The sequence below is a fragment of the Pseudaquabacterium inlustre genome, assembly GCF_038066595.1.
Classification (GTDB): Bacteria; Pseudomonadota; Gammaproteobacteria; order Burkholderiales; family Burkholderiaceae_C; genus Pseudaquabacterium; species Pseudaquabacterium inlustre.
In genome coordinates, this window is the sequence record NZ_JBBUTH010000011.1 from 444278 (window position 1) to 466870 (window position 22593).

At 69.6% G+C, this 22593-nt stretch carries 16 protein-coding genes and 1 tRNA gene; 10 read left to right on the plus strand and 7 right to left on the minus strand.

Annotated features, from left to right (window positions below; translation table 11 throughout):
- Positions 1-31: 31 nt before the first annotated feature.
- A tRNA-Met gene (locus AACH10_RS24715) sits at positions 32-108 on the minus strand.
- A gap of 293 nt (positions 109-401) precedes the next feature.
- Between AACH10_RS24715 and ftsY the strand changes: the two genes are divergently transcribed.
- The gene (ftsY, locus tag AACH10_RS24720) at positions 402-1661 is read left to right on the plus strand and encodes a signal recognition particle-docking protein FtsY (RefSeq protein WP_423228663.1); all 1260 of its coding nucleotides are present in this window, start codon (positions 402-404) and stop codon (positions 1659-1661) included.
- A 4-nt stretch (positions 1662-1665) separates the two neighbouring features.
- Here ftsY and ffh read toward each other — a convergent pair whose 3' ends face one another.
- The gene (ffh, locus tag AACH10_RS24725; protein ID WP_341413212.1) at positions 1666-3048 is read right to left on the minus strand and encodes a signal recognition particle protein; all 1383 of its coding nucleotides are present in this window, start codon (positions 3046-3048) and stop codon (positions 1666-1668) included.
- An 89-nt stretch (positions 3049-3137) separates the two neighbouring features.
- On the opposite strand from ffh, the gene AACH10_RS24730 reads away from it, so the two are divergent.
- The 8 genes from AACH10_RS24730 (at position 3138) to AACH10_RS24765 (ending at position 13864) form a co-directional block, all read left to right on the plus strand.
- On the plus strand, positions 3138-4010 hold the full coding sequence (locus AACH10_RS24730; protein ID WP_341413213.1) for a cytochrome C assembly family protein: 873 nt from the start codon (positions 3138-3140) through the stop codon (positions 4008-4010).
- A 13-nt stretch (positions 4011-4023) separates the two neighbouring features.
- The gene (locus tag AACH10_RS24735; protein WP_341413214.1) at positions 4024-4275 is read left to right on the plus strand and encodes a PP0621 family protein; all 252 of its coding nucleotides are present in this window, start codon (positions 4024-4026) and stop codon (positions 4273-4275) included.
- Entirely contained in the window at positions 4275-6128 is a 1854-nt protein-coding gene (locus AACH10_RS24740; protein WP_341413215.1) for a sensor histidine kinase, read from the plus strand. The genes AACH10_RS24735 and AACH10_RS24740 overlap by 1 nt, the downstream gene beginning before the upstream one ends.
- Before the next feature lie 34 nt (positions 6129-6162).
- A complete protein-coding gene (locus tag AACH10_RS24745; protein WP_341413216.1) occupies positions 6163-7653 on the plus strand; it encodes a sigma-54-dependent transcriptional regulator in 1491 nt (496 codons plus the stop codon).
- Positions 7640-8383: a 1,6-anhydro-N-acetylmuramyl-L-alanine amidase AmpD gene (gene ampD, locus AACH10_RS24750; protein WP_341413217.1), complete on the plus strand. Its 744-nt coding sequence runs from the start codon at positions 7640-7642 to the stop codon at positions 8381-8383. Before AACH10_RS24745 ends, ampD begins: the two co-directional genes overlap by 14 nt.
- Before the next feature lie 402 nt (positions 8384-8785).
- On the plus strand, positions 8786-11683 hold the full coding sequence (locus AACH10_RS24755) for a ribonucleoside-diphosphate reductase subunit alpha (RefSeq protein ID WP_341413218.1): 2898 nt from the start codon (positions 8786-8788) through the stop codon (positions 11681-11683).
- A 212-nt stretch (positions 11684-11895) separates the two neighbouring features.
- Positions 11896-13137, plus strand: a complete 1242-nt coding sequence (locus AACH10_RS24760) for a ribonucleotide-diphosphate reductase subunit beta (protein WP_341413219.1) — start codon at positions 11896-11898, stop codon at positions 13135-13137.
- A 211-nt stretch (positions 13138-13348) separates the two neighbouring features.
- Positions 13349-13864, plus strand: coding sequence for a hypothetical protein (locus AACH10_RS24765; RefSeq protein ID WP_341413220.1), 516 nt, complete (start codon positions 13349-13351; stop codon positions 13862-13864).
- A gap of 46 nt (positions 13865-13910) precedes the next feature.
- Here AACH10_RS24765 and AACH10_RS24770 read toward each other — a convergent pair whose 3' ends face one another.
- The 3 genes from AACH10_RS24770 to fba all read right to left on the minus strand — a co-directional run bounded on the left by AACH10_RS24770 (position 13911) and on the right by fba (position 17186).
- Entirely contained in the window at positions 13911-15017 is a 1107-nt protein-coding gene (locus AACH10_RS24770) for a hypothetical protein (protein WP_341413221.1), read from the minus strand.
- 47 nt (positions 15018-15064) lie between these two features.
- A complete protein-coding gene (locus tag AACH10_RS24775; protein WP_341413222.1) occupies positions 15065-15964 on the minus strand; it encodes a phosphoribosylaminoimidazolesuccinocarboxamide synthase in 900 nt (299 codons plus the stop codon).
- A gap of 157 nt (positions 15965-16121) precedes the next feature.
- Entirely contained in the window at positions 16122-17186 is a 1065-nt protein-coding gene (gene fba, locus AACH10_RS24780) for a class II fructose-bisphosphate aldolase (protein ID WP_341413223.1), read from the minus strand.
- Positions 17187-17458: 272 nt separating this feature from the next.
- Between fba and AACH10_RS24785 the strand changes: the two genes are divergently transcribed.
- Positions 17459-18502, plus strand: coding sequence for an STAS-like domain-containing protein (locus AACH10_RS24785; protein WP_341413224.1), 1044 nt, complete (start codon positions 17459-17461; stop codon positions 18500-18502).
- 154 nt (positions 18503-18656) lie between these two features.
- Here AACH10_RS24785 and pyk read toward each other — a convergent pair whose 3' ends face one another.
- Together pyk and AACH10_RS24795 are read right to left on the minus strand one after the other, a co-directional pair.
- On the minus strand, positions 18657-20087 hold the full coding sequence (pyk, locus tag AACH10_RS24790; protein ID WP_341413225.1) for a pyruvate kinase: 1431 nt from the start codon (positions 20085-20087) through the stop codon (positions 18657-18659).
- A gap of 71 nt (positions 20088-20158) precedes the next feature.
- The gene (locus AACH10_RS24795) at positions 20159-22489 is read right to left on the minus strand and encodes an NADP-dependent malic enzyme (RefSeq protein WP_341413226.1); all 2331 of its coding nucleotides are present in this window, start codon (positions 22487-22489) and stop codon (positions 20159-20161) included.
- Between the last annotated feature and the right edge of the window lie 104 nt (positions 22490-22593).

Sequence of the window (22593 nt, forward strand, 5' to 3'; positions counted from 1 at the left end):
CGCTGCGTTGGCAGCGGGCTTTTTTTTGTTTTGGTGGCGCTTCAGGGACTCGAACCCCGGACCTGCGGATTATGATTCCGTCGCTCTAACCGACTGAGCTAAAGCGCCAAGAGCCCGCGATTCTAGCCAGAGGTTTGGCCTGTTGACAAGCCCCGGCGCAAATTTCCATCTTCATGTTCAGCTTCTTCAAGAAAAAGCCCGCGCCGGCCCCGGCCGAGGCGCCCACCGCTGCACCGGCCGCGGCCCCTGAGGCGCCGACGGCCGCGCCTGCCGTACCCGCTGCGCCTGCCGAGGGCGGTGGCTCGTGGTGGAAGCAGGCGGTGGGCAAGCTCACCGGCCGCAGCGGCGAGCCCGAGGCGGCGCCGGTGGCCGCCCCCCAGGCCACCCCGGTAGCCGCCGAGTTGCCGGCAGCCACGCCGGCCACCGGCTTGGCGCCAGAGGTTGCGCCGGCCATCACGCCCGTGGCCGCACCGGCGCCTGCTGCCGAGCCGCCGGCCCACGTGGTGCCCGCCGGCGCCGGGTTGCCTGACGCGCCGCCACCAGCGCCGCCTCCGCCAGCGCCAGCGCCGGTGGCCGCGCCGCCAGTGGCGCCCGCGCCGGTCGCACCGGTCGTATCCGCGTTGTCCCCAGCGCCCGCACCGCAACCAGCGCCGCAACCAGCGCCGACGATGGTCGCCCAGCCCGCACCGCCGCCGCCCGCGCCGGTGCCCGCCCCCGTGCCGGCGCCAGCGCCAGCCGCGGTGGCCGAGCCCCCGGCGCCCTCGCGCCAGAGCTGGCTGGACAAGCTGCGCAACGGCCTGCGCAAGACCGGCTCGTCGATCGCCCAGGTGTTCACCGGCACGCAGATCGACGAGGCGCTGTACGAGGAGCTGGAGGCCGCGCTGCTGATGGCCGACACCGGCGTCAAGGCCACCGAATTCCTGCTGGCCGACCTGAAGCGCCGCGTCAAGGAGGCCAAGGCCACCGATCCGGCGCGCGTCAAGGGTCTGCTAGCCGATGCCGTGGCCGACCTGCTGGCGCCGTTGGAAAAGGGCCTGGAAGTGGGCCGCTACGAGCCCACCGTGATGATGGTGGTGGGCGTCAACGGCGCCGGCAAGACCACCAGCATCGGCAAGCTCACCAAGCACCTGGCCGATGCCGACCAGCGCGTGCTGCTGGCCGCAGCCGACACCTTCCGCGCTGCCGCGCGCGAGCAGCTGGGGGTCTGGGCCGACCGCAACAAGGTCGAGATCGTCAGCCAGGAGGGCGCCGACCCTGCGGCGGTGAGCTTCGATGCTGTGTCAGCCGCCAAGGCCCGCGGCCGCGACGTGGTGATCGTCGACACCGCCGGCCGCCTGCCCACGCAGCTGCACCTGATGGAGGAGCTGAAGAAGATCAAGCGCGTGATCGCCAAGGCCGACGCCACGGCGCCGCACGAGGTGCTGCTGGTGGTGGACGGCAACACCGGCCAGAACGCGCTGACCCAGGTCAAGGCCTTCGACGATGCGCTGCAACTCACCGGCCTGATCGTCACCAAGCTCGACGGCACGGCCAAGGGCGGCGTGCTGGCGGCCATCGCGCGCGAACGGCCGGTGCCGGTCTACTTCATCGGCGTGGGCGAGAAGCTGGAAGACCTGCAGACCTTCAGCGCGCGCGAGTTCGCGAAGGCGCTGCTGGAATAGGGCGTCAGCCCATTCCAGGAGGCATGAGACCTTTCATGCCGCCCAGCCGCTTCATCATCTTCATCAGGCCGCCGCCCTTCATCTTCTTCATCATCCCCTGCATCTGGTCGAACTGGTTCAGCAGGCGGTTGACTTCCTGGATCTGCACGCCGGCACCGGCGGCGATGCGGCGCTTGCGGCTGGCCTTGCTCTTGCCGTCCATCAGCAGGGCGGGGTGGGCGCGTTCCTTGGCCGTCATGGCGTTCAGGATGCCCTCCATGCGGCGCATGTCCTTCTCGGCCTTGTCCATGTCGGCCTGACCGGCCTTGGCGGCCATCTGCGCCGGCAACTTGTCCATCAGGCTGCCCAGACCGCCCATCTTTTTCATCTGGCTCAGCTGGGCCAGGAAGTCGTTGAGGTCGAAGCCGTCGCCCGACTTGACCTTCTCGGCCAGCTTCTGCGCCGCCGCCAGGTCCACGCCCTTGGTCACTTCCTCGACCAGGGCCACGATGTCGCCCATGCCCAGCACGCGGCCGGCATGGCGCTCGGCGTCGAAGGCCTCCAGGCCGTCGATCTTCTCGGACACGCCGGCGAACTTGATCGGCGCGCCGGTGATCTGCCGCACGCTCAGCGCCGCACCGCCGCGCGAGTCGCCGTCCATCTTGGTCAGCACGATGCCGGTCAGCGGCAGCGCTTCCTTGAAGGCCTTGGCGGTGTTGATCGCGTCCTGGCCCTGCATGGCGTCGACGACGAACAGCGTCTCCACCGGCTTGAGCGTGGCGTGCAGGTCGCGGATCTCGGCCATCAGCGCCTCGTCGATCGCCAGGCGGCCGGCGGTGTCGACGATCAGCACATCGAAGTAGTGGCGCCGGGCGTGGTCGATGGCGGCCAGCGCGATGTCGTGCGGCTTCTGGTCGGGCGCGGACGGGAACCACTCGCCACCGGCCTGCTTCGTCACCGTCTTGAGCTGCTCGATGGCAGCGGGGCGGTAGACGTCGGCCGAGACGGTGAGCACCTTCTTCTTGCGGCGCTCGATCAGGTGCTTGGTCAGCTTGCCGGTGGTGGTGGTCTTGCCGGCGCCCTGCAGGCCGGCCATCAGGATGATGGCGGGCGGCTGCGTGGCCAGGTTGATGTCGGACACGCCGTCGCCCATGGTGGCGGCGAGTTCCTTGTGTACCACGCCCACCAGCGCCTGGCCGGGGTTCAGCGAGCCCACCACCTCCTGGCCGAGCGCCTTCTCCTTCACGCGGGCGATGAAGTCGCGCACCACGGGCAGCGCCACGTCGGCCTCGAGCAGGGCCATGCGCACCTCGCGCAGCATGTCCTGCACGTTGGACTCGGTGATGCGGGCCTGGCCGCGCATCGTCTTGACGAGGCGCGACAGGCGATCGGAAAGGGTGGAGGCCATCTTCAATGCGGCCCAGGCTTGACGCCCCGGGTGCCCTGCGCAATGTGAAGCGGCCGTGGGAGCACGGCCGCGAAAGTACACTCGTTGCGATGATTCTACCGTTCGCCCCCACGGCCAGCCTGGGCGTGGCGCCACTGGCGCTGGCGCTGGTGGCCGTGTTCGCCTATGCCGTGGCGGCGCTGCCCGCACCGGTGGCGGGTGGCACCGCGCGGCTGCCGGCCCCCGCCCTGGTGGCTGGCTGGCTGCTGCACGCGGTGCTGCTGGTGCTCGATGTGGGCGGCTGGGGCCGCGAGACGCCGGGCGCGCGCCTGGGCTTCGGGCCGGTGCTGTCGCTCAGCGTGTGGCTGGTGCTGGCCGTGCATGCGGTGGAAAGCCGCCTCGTGCCGCTGCCCGCGGTGCGCCGCGCGCTGGCCGTGGTGGGTGCTGCCGCGGTGCTGCTGGCCTGGGCCTTTCCGGGCGAGGTGCATGTGCTGGCCAGCCCGTGGGCGCCGCTGCACTGGGTGCTGGGCGTGGCCTCGTACGGCCTGTTCGGCGCGGCGGTGCTGCACGCCACGATGCTGGATTCGGCCGAGCGTGCGATGCGTTCGCGTGCCGGTCTGCTGGCCACCGCCTCGGGCCAGGTCGGTCTGCCGGGCCGGGCGGCCGGCGCGGGCCCGATGGGCATGCCGCTGCTGCGGCTCGAGCGCCTGACGTTCCGCTTCGTCGAGGCGGGGTTCGTGGTGCTCACCGCCGCGCTGGTGCTGGGCGTGATGACGGCGGCGCCGTTCCGCTTCAACCACAAGACGGTGTTCTCGCTGCTGGGCTGGGCGGTGGTGGCGGCGCTGCTGATCGGCCGGCATCGCCAGGGATGGCGCGGGCGGCGTGCCACGCGCTGGCTGTACGTGGGGGCAGCGCTGCTGCTGCTGGCCTACGTGGGCTCGCGCTTCGTATTCGAAGTGGTGCTGGGCCGCGCGGCGGCCTGATGCGGGCTGGATCGTGAAATACCTGTTGCTGCTGTTGGTGCTGGGCCTGGTGCTGTGGAAGCTGCTGGGCCGCGCACGCGGGTCGGGTGCGGCCGAGGGGCGCCAGGCGCCGACGCGCCGCGCCGGCGCGGCTGCACCCGAGGCCATGGTGGCCTGCGCGCACTGCGGCCTGCACCTGCCGGCGGCCGATGCCGTGCTGGACGGCTCGCACATCTACTGCAGTCCGGCGCACCGCGCGCTGGGGCCGCGCGCGCCGCACGCGTGATGGCCGGTCCGCGCGGCACCGAGCGCCGCCGCCAGGGCGATCGCCGGCAGGGTGATCGGCGCCGCACGCCGCGCTCGTCGGTGGGCGACAGCTGGCTGAGCCTGTGGGGCGACACGCGCAGCGGCGCTGCCGCCGGCGGTCGGCGCGACGGCGACGAGGACAGCGGGCCGCCCGGCGCGCGCAGCGCGGCCGCCCGCCGCCTGGCCGACGAGGGCGCGGCGCTGCCCCGCATCCTGCGCACCTATGTGCTGGCGCGTGCCGCGCTGGGCGCCGCGCTGGTGCTGGCGCCCTGGGTGGCCGGGCTGCTGGGCAGCCGCCCGCCGCTGCTGATGATGGTGGTGGCGCTGTGCTACGCCAGCCAGGCCGTGTCGCTGTGGGTGCTGCGGGGCGTGCAGGACGGCCCGCCGGCCCAACGCCTGCAGCCGCGGCAATGGCTGTGGACCATCGGTGTCGATTTGCTGGCCTTCACGGCGCTGCGCCTGCTCGATTCGGCCGGCCAGCTGAACTACGGCGCGCTGCTGGTGCTGCCGGTGCTGATGGCCGGCGTGCTCACCCGTCGAGTGCTGGCGCTGGGCACCGCGGCCGCGGTCACGCTGGTGCTGCTGGGCACCGCGTGGTGGGGCGATCACCCGGCGGGCGACCTGTGGCTGGTGCTGTCGCAGGCCGGGCTGTCGGGCGCCGGCCTGTTCCTGATCGCGCTGCTGTCGGCTGAGTTGGCGCAGCGCCTGGCGCGCGAGGAGCGCAGTGCGCGCACCAGCCTGGAGCTGGCGCGCCAGCAGACCCAGCTGAACCGCGTGGTCATCGAGGAGATGAGCGAGGGCGTGCTGGTGATCGACCGCGCCGGCACGCTGCGCGCGATCAACCCCGCCGCGCGGCAGCTGCTGGGTGCGGCCGGCCAGCGCCTGGCGCTGCCCTGCCCGATGTCGGGCGAGCCGGCGCTGGTGGGGCTGTGTCTGGCCCTGCAGCAGGCCTATGTGCAGGGCAGCTGGCCCGAGGCATCGCGCGAGCTGGTGCTGCCGCAGGCCGAGGGCGAGGGCCGTGCGGTGCAGGTGCGGGCGCGCTTCACGCGGCGCAGCGGCATCGCCGCCGACGACACGCCGCCCGAGGACATCTGCGTGCTGTTCATCGAGGACCTGCGCCTGTTGCGCGGCCGCCAGCGCCAGGAGAAGCTGGCGGCCATGGGGCGCATGTCGGCCGGCATCGCGCACGAGATCCGCAACCCGCTGGCGGCCATCGCCCAGGCCAATGCGCTGCTGCTGGAGGACGACCTGCCACCGCAGCAGCAGCGGCTCACGCGCATCGTGGCCGACAACGTCGACCGGCTCAAGCGCATCGTCGACGATGTGATGGCCGTGGCGCCGGGTGCCGCGCCGTCCAGCGCCGAGATCGACGCCCGCGCCGAGGTGGCCCTGGTGGTGGCCGACTGGCGGCGCAGCGCCCCCGGCTCGTGGCGGGCCGACGAACGCCTGGCCGTGCACCTGCCCGACGAGGTGCTGACCGTGCGCTTCGATGCCGACCACCTGCGCCGCGTGCTGGTCAACCTGCTCGACAACGCGGCGCGCCATGCCGGCGACCAGCCTGGCGCGATGGTGCTGACGCTGCGCCCGCTGACCGGCGGCCGCGCCGTGCTGTTGAGCGTGGCCAGCGATGGCGAGCCGATCCCGCCCGAGGTGGAGCGCCACCTGTTCGAACCCTTCTTCTCCACGCGCAGCCGGGGCGGCGGACTCGGCCTGTATATTTGCCGCGAGCTGTGCGAGCGCTATGGCGCCAGCATCGAGTTCCGCCTGGCTGCGGCCCACCAGCGGCATCGCAACGTGTTCAGCGTGGTGATGCGCCTGGCCGCTGCCGGTTGACATCCTCCGACCCCACCGCCACGAACCCCGAACGATGACCGCGCCCTACAGCCTGCTGGTGGTGGATGACGAACCCGACCTGCGCACGCTGTACGAGCTGACGCTGATCCGCGAGGGCTACGACGTCGACAGCGCCGGCACGGTCGAGGAAGCCTGGACGCGCCTGGGCGAGCGCCGTTACAACGCGGTGATCACCGACATGAAGCTGCCCGACGGCAACGGGCTCGACCTGCTGCGCCGCATCGAGGCCCAGGGCCGGCCCGAGAAGACGCTGGTGATCACCGCCTACGGCTCGGCCGAGAACGCGGTCGAGGCCCTCAAGGCCGGCGCCTTCGACTACCTGACCAAGCCCGTGGACCTGCGCCAGTTCCGCAGCGTGGTGGCCTCGGCGCTGGGGCGCAGCGTGCTGCCGTCGGCCCAGGGGCCGACGCCCGTGGCGCCGGCCGAAGCGGCGGCGGTGGCGGGACCGGGCGATGCCCTGGCCGAGGCCGGCCACCCGGCGCTGCGCCGGCTGGTGGGGCGCTCGGCGGCCATGCAGCAGGTGCGGGCCCTGATCGAGCGCGTGGCGCGCGGCATGGCGCCGGTGCTGGTGCAGGGCGAATCGGGCACCGGCAAGGAACTGGTGGCGCGGGCCATCCATGACGTGAGCAGCCGCGCAGCCATGCCCTTCGTCGCGGTGAACTGCGGCGCCATCCCCGAGCAGCTGCTGGAGGCCGAGTTCTTCGGCTACCGCAAGGGCGCCTTCACCGGCGCGCAGGAAGACCGCGCCGGCTTCTTCCAGGCGGCCCAGGGCGGCACGCTGTTCCTCGACGAGATCGGCGACCTGCCGCTGGCCATGCAGAGCAAGCTGCTGCGGGCGATCCAGGAGCGCTCGGTGCGACCGATCGGCGCGGTGGCCGAGGCGCCGGTGAACGTGCGCATCGTCAGCGCCACGCACAAGGACCTGGCGGTCGAGGTGCACGAGGGCCGCTTCCGGCAGGACCTGTTCTACCGCCTGAACGTCATCCAGATCCGCATGCCGCCGCTGCGCGAGCGGGTGGACGACCTGGCCGACATCGCGGCGGCCGTGCTGGCGCGCATCGCCACCGATGCCGGCGTGTCACCGGCCCCCCGGCTGAGCCCGGCCGCCGCCGCGCTGCTGGCACGCCACGGCTTTCCCGGCAATGTGCGCGAGCTGGAGAACCTGCTGCACCGTGCGGTCACGCTGACCGGCGGCGACCTGATCCAGCCGCAGGACCTGGGCCTGCCCGACGACGAAGGCGCCGAGGCCGAGGCCGACGAGGCGCCCGACCTGGCGCCGCCGCGCCCGGTGGCGCCGGTCGCCAGCCCGGCGGTGCCGGCCGAACTGCCGGCGGATCTGGTCGTCTACCTCGACCAGGTGGAGCGTGATGTGCTGGTGCGTGCATTGGAGAAGCACCGCTTCAACCGCACGGCGGCCGGGGCCAGCCTGGGCCTGTCGCTGCGCCAGATGCGCTACCGCATGGCGCGGCTGGGCATCCAGGTGGCCGAGCATGGCGGCGACTGAGGGCGGCGCCGGGCACGCGGCATCGGCGCAGGCGCTCACCCAGGGCGGCAGGCAGGACGGCTGGCAGGACGGCTGGTGGCGCCCGGCCGCCCGCTGTCCGTCGCCGAATTTCGGTCCGCGACCGTCCGGCGCGGCGGTGGAACTGGTGGTGCTGCACTCGATCAGCCTGCCGCCCGGCGAGTACGGGGGCGACGCCATCGAGCGCCTGTTCACCAACCGGCTCGACTGGGAGGCGCACCCGTACTACGGCCAGATCCGCGGCCTGCAGGTGTCGGCGCACTTCCTGGTGCGGCGCGATGGTGCGGTGCTGCAGTTCGTCTCCTGCGATCAGCGCGCCTGGCATGCCGGCGTGTCGCAATGGCGTGGCCGCGACAACTGCAACGACTGGTCGATCGGCATCGAGCTCGAGGGCCTGGAAGGCGAGTGCTTCGAGCCGGCGCAGTACCAGGTGCTGGGCGGCTTGCTCGCCGCCATTGCGCAGGCCTACCCGGTGCGTGACGTGGCCGGCCATGAGCATGTGGCGCCGTTGCGCAAGCGCGACCCCGGGCCGGGATTCGACTGGGCCCGGCTGCTGGCCGATGCGCGATGGCCGGCGCATTGGTGCGCCGCGGCCGGACCGGCCGCCGCGGGTGCGGCGGCGCCACAGCCGCCGATGCGCCGCGATGGTGCTGACGCGCCCGGCGCGGGGCCAGCCGTGGTGCGGTCTGGCGGGCCGAACCCGGCGGTTTGACCTGCATTGGCGCGGCCTGCGGGGCCGGGCGCCCGCAGCCATGCGGCAGGGCGCGGCATGCGCCAAATCGGGGCGCTCCGCCGTGGGGCGGGTGTCTCGTCGTCAAGCAGGGTAAGCACGCTACCGGTAGTGCTTGAGAGCTGTGCGCACCCCCAGATATAGTGTCCCTTCATGCTATGCTGCGCGCCCTGAACACAACGCCCTGACCCACTTCGCGCGGCGGCTGTTCCTCCCTCCACACCAGCAGTTTTGGACGTGGTGCCTGCGGGCACCCGGGCCGCCGGTGTGGGTGGATGCAGCCCCGGGCCCGGTCAGGGCGGCACGTCCGGTGCGTGAGGGCGCACCGTCATGTCGTACCGAACATCCAGCGGCCCCCAGCCGCGATTCACGCAAGGGGAATCCATGCAAGCACTCGTCACCAGCAGCCCGTCCGTCGGAATCGCGCCGCATGTCGCGGCCAGCAGCGAGGGCCCCACGTCGGCCTACGCGGGCTACCAGATCATTCGGCGCAATGGCTCGGTGGTGGCTTTCGAGCCCAACAAGATCGCCGTTGCGCTGATGAAGGCCTTCCTGGCGGTGCATGGCACCCAGGGCGCGGCTTCGGCCAGCGTGCGCGAGACGGTGGACGCGCTGACCGAATCGGTGGTGCGCGCGCTGATGCGCAGCCGCCCGGGCGGTGGCACCTTCCACATCGAGGACGTGCAGGACCAGGTCGAGCTGGGCCTGATGCGCGGCAGCCACCATGAAGTGGCCCGCGCCTACGTGCTGTACCGCGAGCGCCGCGCGCAGGAGCGTGCCCGCCAGGTGGAGCAGGCCGCCCCGCCGGTGCCGGCGCTGGAAGTGACCGACAAGGGCCGCCGCGTGCCGCTGGACCTGGCCGCGCTGAACACGCTGATTGAGTCGGCCTGCGCCGGCCTGGGTGCCGACGTGAAGCCCGAGCCCATCCTGGCCGAGACGCGCCGCAACCTGTACGACGGCGTGCCCATCGACGAGGTCTACAAGGCCGCCATCCTGGCCGCCCGCACCCAGATCGAGAAGGACCCCGGCTACAGCCGTGCCACCGCGCGCCTGCTGTGCCACACCATCCGCCGCGAGATCCTGGGTGAAGAGGTCACGCAGGCCCAGATGGCCGAGCGCTATGCCGAGTACTTCCCGCAGTTCATCAAGAAGGGCGTGCAGCACGAACTGCTGGACAGCAAGCTGCAGCAGTTCGACCTGGCCCGCCTGGGCGCGGCGCTGAAGCCTGAGCGCGACCTGCAGTTCGACTACCTGGGCCTGCAGACCCTGTTCGACCGCTACTTCCTGCATGTGGAGGACGTGCGCATCGAGATGCCGCAGGCCTTCTTCATGCGCGTGGCCATGGGCCTGGCGCTCAACGAGATCGACCGCGAGGCGCGCGCCATCGAGTTCTACGACGTGCTGTCGTCGTTCGACTTCATGAGCAGCACGCCCACGCTGTTCAACAGCGGCTCGCTGCGTTCGCAGCTGTCCAGCTGCTACCTCACCACTGTGGCCGACGATCTGGACGGCATCTACGAGGCGCTGAAGGAGAACGCGCTGCTCTCCAAGTTCGCCGGCGGTCTGGGCAACGACTGGACCCGCGTGCGCGCGCTGGGCAGCTACATCAAGGGCACCAATGGCAAGAGCCAGGGCGTGGTGCCGTTCCTGAAGGTGGTGAACGACACGGCGGTGGCCGTCAACCAGGGTGGCAAGCGCAAGGGCGCGGTCTGCGCCTACCTGGAGACCTGGCACCTGGACATCGAGGAGTTCCTCGAGCTGCGCAAGAACACCGGTGACGACCGTCGGCGCACGCACGACATGAACACCGCCAACTGGATCCCCGACCTGTTCATGCGCCGCGTGATCGAGGGCGGCGAGTGGACGCTGTTCAGCCCCAGCACCTGCCCCGACCTGCACGACAAGTTCGGTGCCGACTTCGAGGCCGCCTACACGGCCTACGAGGCCAAGGCCGACCGCGGCGAGCTCAAGCTGTTCAAGCGCATGCCGGCCAAGGACCTGTGGCGCAAGATGCTGACCATGCTGTTCGAGACCGGGCATCCCTGGATCACGTTCAAGGATGCCTGCAACGTGCGCAGCCCGCAGCAGCACGTGGGCGTGGTGCACAGCAGCAACCTGTGCACCGAGATCACGCTGAACACCAGCGACACCGAGATCGCCGTGTGCAACCTCGGCTCGATCAACCTGGCCCAGCATCTGAAGGACGGCCAGATCGACCAGGCCAAGCTGAAGCGCACCGTGTCCATCGCGATGCGCATGCTCGACAACGTCATCGACATCAACTACTACGCGGTGAAGAAGGCGCGCGACAGCAACCTGCGCCACCGCCCGGTGGGCCTGGGCCTGATGGGCTTCCAGGATGCGCTGTACCAGCTGCGCGTGCCCTACGGCAGCGTGGCCGCGGTGGAGTTCGCCGACCGCTCGATGGAAGCCATCTGCTACCACGCCTACTGGGCCAGCACCGAGCTGGCCGAGGAGCGCGGCCGCTACAGCAGCTACCGCGGCAGCCTGTGGGACCGCGGCATCCTGCCGCAGGACAGCCTGGAACTGCTGGCCCAGGCCCGCGGTGAGCAGTACGTGCAGGTCGACCGCAGCAGCACGATGGAATGGGACGCGCTGCGCGCGCGCATCGCGGCCCACGGCATGCGCAACAGCAACTGCGTGGCCATCGCGCCCACGGCCACCATCAGCAACATCATCGGCGTGGACGCCTCGATCGAGCCCTGCTTCGGCAACCTCTCGGTCAAGAGCAACCTGTCGGGCGAGTTCACCGTCATCAACGAGTACCTGGTGCGTGACCTCAAGCGCCTGGGCCTGTGGGACGACGTGATGGTGATGGACCTCAAGCACTTCGACGGCAGCCTGCGCCGCATCGACCGTGTGCCTGAAGAGCTGAAGCAGTTGTACGCCACCGCCTTCGAGGTCGACGCCACCTGGCTGATCGAGGCCGGCGCGCGCCGCCAGAAGTGGATCGACCAGGCCCAGAGCCTGAACATCTACCTGGCCGGTGCCTCGGGCAAGAAGCTGGACGAGACCTACAAGCTGGCCTGGCTGCGCGGCCTGAAGACCACCTACTACCTGCGCACCATGGGCGCCACGCATGCCGAGAAGTCCACCGTGACCGCCGGCGCGCTGAACGCCGTGCCCGGTGGCGTGAGCGGTGGCGGCCTGTCGGCCCTGGACGCCGCAGCGGCCCAGGCCCAGGCGGCGATGGACGCGGTGCCGGCGAGCGACATCAAGTTCTGCTCGATCGACAACCCGGACTGCGAAGCCTGCCAATGACCGGCCGCGGACAGTAAACCGCAAAGTGAGCGGGCATCTTCCGAGAAGGATGCCCGCTGTCGCCTGAGCCTCGTCGCGCCTGTGGTGCCGCGACGAGGCCCGAAGCCTCACCAACGATGCACGCGTGCAACGACGAAGTCGTCCGCATGTCAAGAAGTGCTTGGTGTTTGGACGCGACACTCTGATAATTCGCACCCATAGGACGAACACGCATGCTGGTCTGGGAAGACGACGTCGCATCCCCTTCGACGACACCGCCACAAGGTACCGCACCGCAAGCCGCCAGCAACGCGCGGCTTGAGTCCACTGCTCCCCTCGCGCAAGCATCGCTGCATCTGCAGCCGGCCGTTGCGGCCATGCCGGTGAACGCCGCGCCCGTGCGTGCTGCTGCCGCTGCCGTGGTGCCGGTTCCGCAAGCCCCCGCCGAGAAGAACACGCGCCGCGTCAACGTCGCCGAGAAGCGCATCATCAACGGCCAGACCGATGTGAATCAGCTGGTGCCGTTCAAGTACAAGTGGGCCTGGGAGAAGTACCTCGCCACCTGCGCCAACCACTGGATGCCGCAAGAGATCAACATGTCTCGCGACATCGCGCTGTGGAAGGACCCGAACGGCCTGACCGAAGACGAGCGCCGCATCATCAAGCGCAACCTCGGCTTCTTCGTCACCGCCGATTCGCTGGCGGCGAACAACATCACGCTGGGCACCTACCGCCACATCACCGCGCCCGAGTGCCGCCAGTTCCTGCTGCGCCAGGCCTTCGAAGAGGCGATCCACACCCACGCCTACCAGTACATCGTGGAGAGCTTGGGTCTCGATGAAGGCGAGATCTTCAACGCGTACCACGAGGTCTCGGCCATCCGCGAGAAGGACGAGTTCCTGATCCCGTTCATCGACGCGATCATGGACCCCAACTTCAAGACCGGCACGCTCGAAGCCGATCAGACGCTGCTGCGTTCGATCATCGTCTTCGCCTGCCTGATGGAAGGCCTGTTCTTCTACGTCGGCTTCACGCAGATCCTGGCGCTGGGCCGCCAGAACAAGATGACCGGTGCCGCCGAGCAGTACCAGTACATCCTGCGCGACGAGTCGATGCACTGCAACTTCGGCATCGACCTGATCAACCAGATCAAGCTCGAGAACCCGCAACTGTGGACGCCGCAGTTCAAGGCCGAGATCCGTGGTCTGTTCGAGAAGGCGGTCGAGCTGGAGTACCGCTATGCCGAGGACACCATGCCGCGCGGCGTGCTGGGCTTGAACGCCAGCATGTTCAAGGGCTACCTGCGCTACATCGCCAACCGGCGCGCCACGCAGATCGGCCTGGAACCGCTCTTCCCGAACGAGGAAAACCCGTTCCCCTGGATGAGCGAGATGATCGATCTGAAGAAGGAGCGCAATTTCTTCGAAACCCGCGTCATCGAGTACCAGTCCGGTGGCGCACTGAGCTGGGACTGACGCACCGGGCACGCAGGTGCCAGGCGCGAGGGTCCACGGTCAGATCAAGATTCGCATCCGCGTCGAGTTGCTCGTCAGAAGCAACCGCAGCGGGTGCATCCCCGTTCACCGGGGAGCCAGCAAGGGTCTCGAGGCCCGTCTGGCGCCGCGGTGAATCACGCCGTCGCTTGACCGACGGTCTGTGTCTTGCAACTTGATCAAGGAGTTTGTGATGGCAACTGCGAAGAAGGCCACTGCGGCCAAGCGTCCGGCAACCAAGCCTGCTGCCCCCGCTAAGAAGGCGGCGCCGGCGAAGAAGGCTGCCGCCCCGGCGAAGAAGGCTGCACCGGCCAAGAAGGCTGCTGCTCCGGCGAAGAAGGCCGCTGCACCGGCGAAGAAGGCTGCTGCTCCGGCGAAGAAGGCTGCACCGGCCAAGAAGGCTGCTGCTCCGGCGAAGAAGGCCGCTGCACCGGCGAAGAAGGCTGCTGCTCCGGCGAAGAAGGCCGCAGCACCGGCCAAGAAGGCGGCCGCTCCGAAGGCGGCCGCCAAGAAGGCTGCACCGGCGAAGAAGGCCGCTGCGCCCAAGGCTGCTGCCAAGAAGGCTGCACCGGCCAAGAAGGCTGCTGCCAAGAAGGCCGCTGCCAAGAAGGCTCCCGCAACGCCTGCGCCTGCGCCCGCAGCGCCTGCCGCCAAGACCGCGCTGAGTCCGGCTGCCGCTTGGCCGTTCCCCACTGGGAACAAGCCCTGAGCATTCTGGTTTGAGCTAGTGATCAAGGCCCGGCCAACGCCGGGCCTTATTTTTTCAAGAGACTGTTGATTCGGTCTGCGGTTTGAAGCGCATGGCTCAGAGTCGCCCTTTGAATCGCCCGATGGTTCGCGAGGTGTTCTCGTCCTAACTCTGCGAATCGTCCTGCATCTTGGGGGCGTTCCAACCGTTCGGCAATCTGCTTGGCGCGCCCGTACACGTACGCCAGATTGTCCTGATCATCACCCGCTGTAAGTGCTTCGATGGCAATTGACGTCAGCCTCCAGGCCTCTTCCGGTCGCGACTGATTCGCGTAGCTCCATGCCCGACTGATCTGGAGAAGGGGGAATTCCCGCTTGGGCAACTTGTCGCTTTGGACGCAGTCCAATAATCGACTAGCCGCTGGAAACTTCTTTCCGACCAGTAGAAGTTGGCCGCGAACCAGTGGAGTGGATTCCTCGAATGAAATCGCACCCACGGCGAAGTCGTACGTCGTGAACGATCCGACTTCCATGTTGGCCCTCAGCAAGTCGCTCGGAGGGACTTCGCCAAACGCGTCATCCACAAGGATATTGGCTGCTCGGCAGATCGCGACGTTGAAGAGCATTGCGCTGATCGTCGCTTGGTCGCCCTCGGCGGTCGCATGTCGGCGTGCGCGCTCGTACCACGGCCTGGCGAGTTGGTAGTTTCCCGCCATGTGTATGGTGTCCGCCAATATCAAGCTTGCGCGCCCTCGCGCGTGATGGTCTTGCTCGTCAGACTGTTCGAACGTCTCGACGAGGAACTTGGACATTTCCTCGTATTTGGCGTTCTCAAGTGCAATGAGGCCCATCCAAGCCGAACACCAAGGCAGCGCTGATTTGGTTTTCAAAGCGACGGCAAGCGCGTAGGCGCGCCGAAGTCGCTCCCACCCCGGCTTTACCTCAATCTTGAAGTAATGCCCCACCCCCTCCGCCAGCATCACCCATGATGCGATCTCGTGGTGGAGTTCCACGCCGAAGGTGTCGCGCACTCGCAGGATCAGGGCCTTGGCTTCTTCGGCCTGGCCCTGGCGGGCGCGGTGCACAGAGATCTTGCAGGTGGCGCGGGCCCAGGCCACGCGGTCGGTGGCGTTGCGGGCCTGGGTCTCCAGGTCGTCCAGCAGTCGGCAGTACATGGCGGGCCTCCCTGGCCCGCCGGGCTGGACGGCAGCCTGGGTGGCTGTCAGCCGCGCAGCGTGGCCAAGGCCGTTCTATACCGCTCTGCCGTGGCGTTGGCAACCTGGGGCGGCACCTGGGGCGCCGGGGCCTTCTTGTTCCAGGGCTCGCCGTCCACGCGGGCGGTTTCCAGCCAGTCGCGCAGGTACTGCTTGTCGAAGCTGGGCGGGTTGATGCCTTCCTGGTAGCCATCCACCGGCCAGAAGCGCGAGCTGTCGGGCGTGAGCACCTCGTCCATCAGCGTGAGGGTGCCGTCGGCGTCCAGGCCGAACTCGAACTTGGTGTCGGCGATGATGATGCCGCGCTGGAGTGCGATGGCCGCAGCCTCGCTGTACAGCCGGATGGCGGTGTCGCGCACCTTGGCCGCCAGCTCGGCGCCGATGATCTCGGCCATGCGTTCGAAGCTGATGTTCTCGTCGTGGTCGCCCACGTCGGCCTTGGTGGCCGGCGTGAAGATCGGCGCGGGCAGGCGGCTGGCGTTCTTCAGGCCCGGGGGCAGGGGCACGCCGCAGACCTGGCCGTTGTCCTGGTACTCCTTCCAGCCCGAGCCGGCCAGGTAGCCGCGCACCACGGCCTCCACGGGCAGCGGCTTCAGGCGCTTGACCAGCATCGAGCGGCCCTGCACCTGGGCCACCTCGTCGGCGGCCACCACGCTGGTGGGCTCGTCGCCGGTCAGGTGGTTGGGCACCACATGGCCCAGCTTGTCGAACCAGAACAGCGCCATCTGCGTCAGCAGCACACCCTTGCCGGGGATGGGTTCGCCCATCACCACGTCGAAGGCCGAGATGCGGTCGCTGGCCACCATCAGGATGCGGTCTTCGCCCACGGCGTAGTTGTCGCGCACCTTGCCGCGCGCCAGCAGCGGCAGCGAGTGGAGGCTGGTTTCGAACAGGGCGTCGGTGCTCATCGGCGTCTCGAGAAGAAGGGGCAGGGGCCAGGGGCCGGAAGGGCCCGTATTGTGCCTGCCGGTGCCGGCGGGCATGCAAAAGGGGCCCGCGCGGGGCCCCGTGTGCCGATGCCGCGCGCCGGGCGGCAGGCCGCCGGCGCGCATGGGTGGCTGGCGCTCAGTTCACCACCTGGGCCAGCTGGCCGCTGGCGTAGCGGGCGGCCATGTCCACCAGGTTCAGGCCCTGGATCTTGCCGGCCTGGCCTTCGCAGCCGAACTCGAGGTAGCGCTGCTTGCACACGGCCTTGGCGGCCTCGCGGGCGGGCTTGAGCCATTCGCGGGCGTCGAACTTGTCGGGGTTCTCGGCCATGAACTTGCGCACCGCGCCGGTCATCGCCAGGCGGATGTCGGTGTCGATGTTGATCTTGCGCACGCCGTGCTTGATGGCTTCCTGGATCTCGGCGATGGGCACGCCGTAGGTCGTCTTCATCTTGCCGCCGTACTGGTTGATGATGGCCAGCAGCTCCTGCGGCACGCTGGACGAGCCGTGCATCACCAGATGGGTGTTGGGGATGCGCGCGTGGATCTCCTTCACGCGGCTGATGGCCAGGATGTCGCCGGTGGGCGGACGGCTGAACTTGTAGGCGCCGTGGCTGGTGCCGATGGCAATCGCCAGCGCGTCCAGCTGCGTGGCCTTGACGAACTGTGCGGCCTCTTCCGGGTCGGTCAGCATCTGGCTGTGGTCCAGCTTGCCTTCGGCGCCGATGCCGTCTTCCTCGCCGGCATCGCCGGTTTCCAGGTTGCCCAGGCAGCCCAGTTCACCCTCGACGGTGACGCCCACCTTGTGGGCCATGGACACCACCTGGCTGGTGACGTCGACGTTGTAGCCGAAGTCGGCCGGGGTCTTGCCGTCCTCGCGCAGGCTGCCGTCCATCATCACCGAGCCGAAGCCCAGGTCGATGGCGCCGGCGCACACCTTGGGGCTGGTGCCGTGGTCCTGGTGCATCACCAGCGGGATGTGCGGGTAGGCCTCGGTGGCGGCCTGGATCAGGTGCTTGATGAACGATTCGCCGGCGTACTTGCGGGCGCCGGCGCTGGCCTGCAGGATCACCGGCGCGCCCACTTCGTCGGCCGCGGCCATCACGGCCTGCACCTGCTCGAGGTTGTTGACGTTGAAGGCCGGGATGCCATAGCCGTTTTCAGCGGCATGGTCCAGCAGTTGGCGCATCGAGACGAGAGGCATGGCGGGTCCTGGATGAGAGTGGAAAACCGTGCGGGCGGCTGCCATGGTAAGCCGCGCACCGCTGCGCCGCCGCGTCATGAAACCGCCTTGTAACCGCGCAAGATTGTATCGGCCGCCCCTTGCCGGGCCAGGGGCTTGCAGTCCTGCAAATCAAGGGACAGGGGCCGGAACTGGGCGGTTGCAGCGTCGCTTTTCACGCTTCAGCGCGAACGGCCGACAGCTCACACTGGCGGCCACAGACGATGGCGGTACGGCCGCCCAAGGACAGCACCATGGCCCGGCAACAAGCTCCCCGTTCAGTGCTCAGCAAGGCGTGCGACTGCGTCACCGAGCTGGCCATCCGACACCCTGGCGACCTGGCGCAACGCCTGGCGGCCCGGCTGTCATTGCCGCTGGCCGAGGCCCGCGTGCTGTGCGATCAGCTGGCGGATCTGCAGTGGCTGGTGAACGCCGGCACGGCCGACCGGCCCCAGTGGCGCCCCGGCGCGCTGCGCCAGGTGGTGCGCCGCTACGGCCTGGCCGGGCTGCAGGAAGACGTGCCCTGGCAGCAGGACTTCGCCCCGTACTTCGAGCTGCCGGCGCATGTGGCGCGCATCGCCCAGCACGCCTTCACCGAGCTGGTGAACAACGCCATCGACCACAGCGGCGGCCGGCAGGTCACGATCTCGATGCGCCAGACGCCGCTGCAGATGCAGCTGCTGGTCAGCGATGACGGGCGCGGCGTGTTCAACAGCATCGGCCGCCAGTTCAAGATCAACGATCCGGTGCACGCCATGCTGGAGCTGGCCAAGGGCAAGCTCAGCAGCCAGCCCGAGCGCCACACCGGCCGCGGCCTGTTCTTCACGGCCAAGATGGCCGACATCTTCGACCTGCACGCCAATGGCGCGGCCTTCCAGCAGCGTGGCTGGGAGAACGAGGACTGGCAGCGCGGCCGGCCGGTGTGCGGGCGCGGCACCTCGGTCTACGTGGCCGTGGCGCTGGACACCGAGCGCACCGTCGACGAGGTGCTGCGCCGCTACAGCGCCGACGGCGCGGGCTATGGCTTCGAGCGCACCGTGGTGCCGATGAAGCTGCTCACCGCACCGCAGGTGGGGCTGGAGTCACGCGCGCAGGCGCGCCGCATCACGCAGCGCCTGACAGACTTCCGCCGCGTGGAGCTGGACTTCGACGGTCTGCAGGACATCGGCCATGGCTTTGCCGACGAGTTGCTGCGCGTGTTCTCGCGCGAGCATCCGCAGGTGCAACTGGTGCCGGTGAACATGGCGCCGCGCGTGGCGGCGCTGGTGCACAGCGTGGCCGAACCCGCAGCAGCCTGATCGAAGCGCGCCGGTCGGAGAACCCGCACGGCGGGTGGTGCTGCGTACACGCGGGGCCGGGTGCCCCAGCGGGCCGAGCGCCGGGCCGCCCCAAGCCGGCCCGCAAACCCGCCCGGCGGGTGGTGCCGCGTACCCGCGGCACCGGGTGCCCCAGTTACCCGACGCGGCAGACCTTCAGCATGTTGGTGCCGCCCGGGTAGCCCATCGGCTCGCCACAGGTGATGGCATAGGTGTCGCCGGGGCGCAGCACGCCGCGGTCGACCAGCACGCGCTCGGCATCGGCCAGCGCGGCGTCGCGGTCGGAGTGCGACGCCATCTGCACCGGGCGCACGTTGCGGTACAGCGCCATGCGGCGCTCGCTGGTGGGCTTGCTGGTGATGCCGAAGATCGGCACATGGATGTTGTGCCGGCTCATCCACAGCGCGGTGCTGCCCGACTCGGTGAGCGCGATGATGGCCTTGCAGCCGAGATGGTGCGCGGTGAACAGCGCGCCCATCGCGATGCTCTGGTCGATGCGGCCGAAGGCCCGGTCGGTGAAGCTGGCGTCCAGGCGCACGTCCTCGGCGCGCTCGGCCTCCAGCGCGATCTGCGCCATCTGCTCCACGGTCTCCACCGGGTACTTGCCGGCGGCGGTCTCGGCGCTGAGCATCACCGCGTCGGTGCCGTCCAGCACCGCGTTGGCCACGTCGCTCACCTCGGCACGCGTGGGCACCGGGTTGACGATCATGCTCTCCATCATCTGCGTCGCGGTGATGGCCACCTTGTCCATCTCGCGCGCCATGCGGATCATCTTCTTCTGCAGTGCCGGCACGGCCGCGTTGCCCACCTCCACCGCCAGGTCGCCGCGCGCCACCATGATGCCGTCGCTGGCTTTCAGGATGGCCTCGAGCTGCGGAATGGCCTCGGTGCGCTCGATCTTGGCGATCATCGCCGGCTTGTGGCGGTAGGGCTCGCCGGCCACATAGGCCAGCTGGCGCGCCATCTCCATGTCGGTGGCGTTCTTCGGGAAGCTCACCGCCAGGTAGTCGCACTGGAAGGCCATCGCGGTCTTGATGTCCTCCATGTCCTTGGCGGTCAGTGCCGGCGCGGTCAGGCCGCCGCCCTGCTTGTTGATGCCCTTGTTGTTGCTGAGCTCGCCGCCGATCTTCACGGTGGTGTGCACCTGCTCGCCGCGCACGGCCTCCACGGTCAGCACCAGCAGGCCGTCGTTGAGCAGCAGGGTGTCGCCGGGCTTCACGTCGCGCGGCAGCTCCTTGTAGTCGAGGCCCACGCCCAGGTCGTCGCCAGGCTCGGTGCGCGCGGCGTCCAGCACGAAGGGCGCGCCCGGCACCAGCATCGTCTTGCCGTTGGCGAACTTGCCGACGCGGATCTTCGGGCCCTGCAGGTCGGCCATCAGCGCCACCGGCTTGCCCACCTTCTCGGCGATGCTGCGCACGAGGTTGGCTCGGTCGATGTGGTCCTGCGCCTTGCCGTGGCTGAAGTTCAGCCGCACCACGTCCACGCCGGCGCGCAGCATGCGTTCGAGCACCTCCGGATCGCTGCTGGCGGGGCCGAGGGTGGCGACGATCTTGGTGGCGCGTGGCATGGGCAGGCTCGGGTTGGCTGGAAGGCGCCGTGATTATGGGCGCGCATGCCGGCGTGGCGACGGGGCGGCAGTTACCGCGCGGTTTCTTTCGGTGCCCCGGCGTCGGCCACGGCCAGCGCCGTCATGTTGACCACGCGACGCATCGTGGCCGAGGGCGTCAGCACATGCACCGGCGCGGCCGCCCCCAGCAGGATGGGGCCGACGGTGACGCCGCGGCTGCTGGTCTCCTTCAGCACGTTGAACAGGATGTTCGCCGCGTCCAGGTTGGGCAGCAGCAGCAGGTTGGCCGCGCCCTCCAGCGTGCAGTCGGCCAGGAAGCTGCGGCGCACGCTCTCCGACAGCGCCGCGTCGCCCTGCATCTCGCCATCGCACTCCACATCGGGACACCACTGCACGAACAGGTCGCGCGCCGCGCGCATGCGGCGGGCCGACTCGCGCTGCGAACTGCCAAACATTGAATGCGACACGAAGGCCACCTTGGGCGGCAGGCCGAAGCGGCGCATCTCGTCGGACGCCATGCGCGCGATCTCGGCCAGCTCGGCCGCGCTGGGCGTCTCGTTGACGAAGGTGTCGGCGATGAACAGCGTGTGCTGGTCCAGCATCACCGCGTTCATCGCGGCCATTGTGCCCACGCCCGGCGCGCGGCCGATGACGGTGCGCACATGGTCCAGGTGGGCGTCGTAGCGGCCCACCAGGCCGCACAGCATGGCGTCGGCCTCGCCGCGGCGCACCATCAGGCTGGCGATCAGCGTGTTGCTGCGGCGCACGGCGGCCTTGGCGGCCTCCTGCGAGACGCCGTCGCGCCCCATCAGCCGGTGGTACTGCTCCCAGTAGCTGCGAAAGCGAGGGTCGTCTTCGGGGTCGCACACGTCGAAGTCGATGCCGGGCTTCAGGCGCAGGCCGGCGCGCTCGATGCGCATCGCGATCACCGCCGGCCGGCCCACCAGGATCGGGCGGGCCAGGTGCTCGTCCAGCACCACCTGCACGGCACGCAGCACGCGTTCGTCCTCGCCTTCGGCGTACACCACGCGCACCGGCTGGCGGGCGTGGGCGGCCTTGGCGGCGGCGAACACCGGGCGCATCACCATGCCGGTCTGGTAGACGTAGCGGCTGAGCTGCTGGCGGTAGGCGTCCAGGTCGGCGATGGGACGCGTGGCCACGCCGCTGGCGGCGGCGGCCTCGGCCACGGCCGGGGCGATGCGCAGGATCAGCCGCGCATCGAAGGGCTTGGGGATGATGTAGTCGGGGCCGAAGCGCAGCTCCTGGCCGGCGTAGGCGGCGGCCACCTCGTCACTGGTCTCGGCCTTGGCCAGCGCGGCGATCTCGCGCACGCACGCCAGCTTCATGGCCTCGTTGATGGTGGTGGCGCCGCAATCGAGCGCGCCGCGGAAGATGTACGGGAAGCACAGGACGTTGTTGACCTGGTTCGGATAGTCCGAACGGCCGGTGGCCACGATGCAGTCGGGCCGGGCCTGCTTGGCCAGCTCGGGCCGGATCTCGGGCTCGGGGTTGGCCAGCGCCAGGATGATGGGCTGTGCCGCCATCGTGGCCACCATCTCGGGCGTCAGCACGCCGGCGGCCGAGCAGCCCAGGAACACGTCGGCGCCCTTCACCGCGTCGGCCAGAGTGGTGGCGGCCGTCTTCTGGCAGTAGCGCTGCTTGCTCTCGTCGAGCTTGCCGGCCTCCACGTCGGCGCGGCCGGCGCGGATCACGCCCTTGCTGTCGACCACGGTGATGTTGGCGATGCCCACGCCCAGGCCCACCATCAGGTCCAGGCAGGCGATGGCCGCGGCGCCGGCGCCCGAGGCCACCAGCTTCACCTGGCCGATCGGCTTGCCCACCAGTTCCAGCGCATTGAGCAGCGCGGCCGAGCTGATGATGGCGGTGCCGTGCTGGTCGTCGTGGAACACCGGGATGTTCAGCCGATCGCGCAGCGCGCGCTCGATCTGGAAGCACTCGGGCGCCTTGATGTCCTCGAGGTTGATGCCGCCCAGCGTGGGCTCCAGCGCGGCGATGATCTCGATCAGCTTGTCCGGGTCCTTCTCGGCCAGCTCGATGTCGAACACGTCGATGCCGGCGAACTTCTTGAACAGGCAGCCCTTGCCCTCCATCACCGGCTTGCCGGCCAGCGGGCCGATGTCGCCCAGGCCCAGCACGGCCGTGCCGTTGGTCACCACGCCCACCAGGTTGGCGCGGCTGGTGTAGTCGGCGGCCAGCGACGGGTCTTGCTCGATGGCCAGGCAGGCATAGGCCACGCCGGGCGAGTAGGCCAGGCTCAGGTCACGCTGGTTGGACAGCGGCTTGGTGGGCGTGACGGCGATCTTGCCGCGCGTGGGGGCCCGGTGGTATTCCAGCGCCGCGTCGCGCAGGGCCTGTTCGGCGGGGGTCAGTTCGGATGCCATGGCGCGTATCTCCTTCGTGTTCGCGTGCGCGGACCGTGGAGGTTACGCCCGAAAACAGCACGCCCGGCCCGAGGATTCACCTCGGCCGGGCGTGGGGAGTTTTG

What these genes read in the sequence shown, in the direction of transcription:
- ffh (WP_341413212.1), bottom strand. Translation starts at nt 3,048, where the DNA reads ATGGCCTCCACCCTTTCCGATCGCCTGTCGCGCCTCGTCAAGACGATG.
- AACH10_RS24730 (WP_341413213.1), top strand. Translation starts at nt 3,138, where the DNA reads ATGATTCTACCGTTCGCCCCCACGGCCAGCCTGGGCGTGGCGCCACTG.
- AACH10_RS24740 (WP_341413215.1), top strand. Translation starts at nt 4,275, where the DNA reads ATGGCCGGTCCGCGCGGCACCGAGCGCCGCCGCCAGGGCGATCGCCGG.
- AACH10_RS24745 (WP_341413216.1), top strand. Translation starts at nt 6,163, where the DNA reads ATGACCGCGCCCTACAGCCTGCTGGTGGTGGATGACGAACCCGACCTG.
- ampD (WP_341413217.1), top strand. Translation starts at nt 7,640, where the DNA reads ATGGCGGCGACTGAGGGCGGCGCCGGGCACGCGGCATCGGCGCAGGCG.
- AACH10_RS24755 (WP_341413218.1), top strand. Translation starts at nt 8,786, where the DNA reads ATGCAAGCACTCGTCACCAGCAGCCCGTCCGTCGGAATCGCGCCGCAT.
- AACH10_RS24760 (WP_341413219.1), top strand. Translation starts at nt 11,896, where the DNA reads ATGCTGGTCTGGGAAGACGACGTCGCATCCCCTTCGACGACACCGCCA.
- AACH10_RS24765 (WP_341413220.1), top strand. Translation starts at nt 13,349, where the DNA reads ATGGCAACTGCGAAGAAGGCCACTGCGGCCAAGCGTCCGGCAACCAAG.
- AACH10_RS24770 (WP_341413221.1), bottom strand. Translation starts at nt 15,017, where the DNA reads ATGTACTGCCGACTGCTGGACGACCTGGAGACCCAGGCCCGCAACGCC.
- AACH10_RS24775 (WP_341413222.1), bottom strand. Translation starts at nt 15,964, where the DNA reads ATGAGCACCGACGCCCTGTTCGAAACCAGCCTCCACTCGCTGCCGCTG.
- fba (WP_341413223.1), bottom strand. Translation starts at nt 17,186, where the DNA reads ATGCCTCTCGTCTCGATGCGCCAACTGCTGGACCATGCCGCTGAAAAC.
- AACH10_RS24785 (WP_341413224.1), top strand. Translation starts at nt 17,459, where the DNA reads ATGGCCCGGCAACAAGCTCCCCGTTCAGTGCTCAGCAAGGCGTGCGAC.
- pyk (WP_341413225.1), bottom strand. Translation starts at nt 20,087, where the DNA reads ATGCCACGCGCCACCAAGATCGTCGCCACCCTCGGCCCCGCCAGCAGC.
- AACH10_RS24795 (WP_341413226.1), bottom strand. Translation starts at nt 22,489, where the DNA reads ATGGCATCCGAACTGACCCCCGCCGAACAGGCCCTGCGCGACGCGGCG.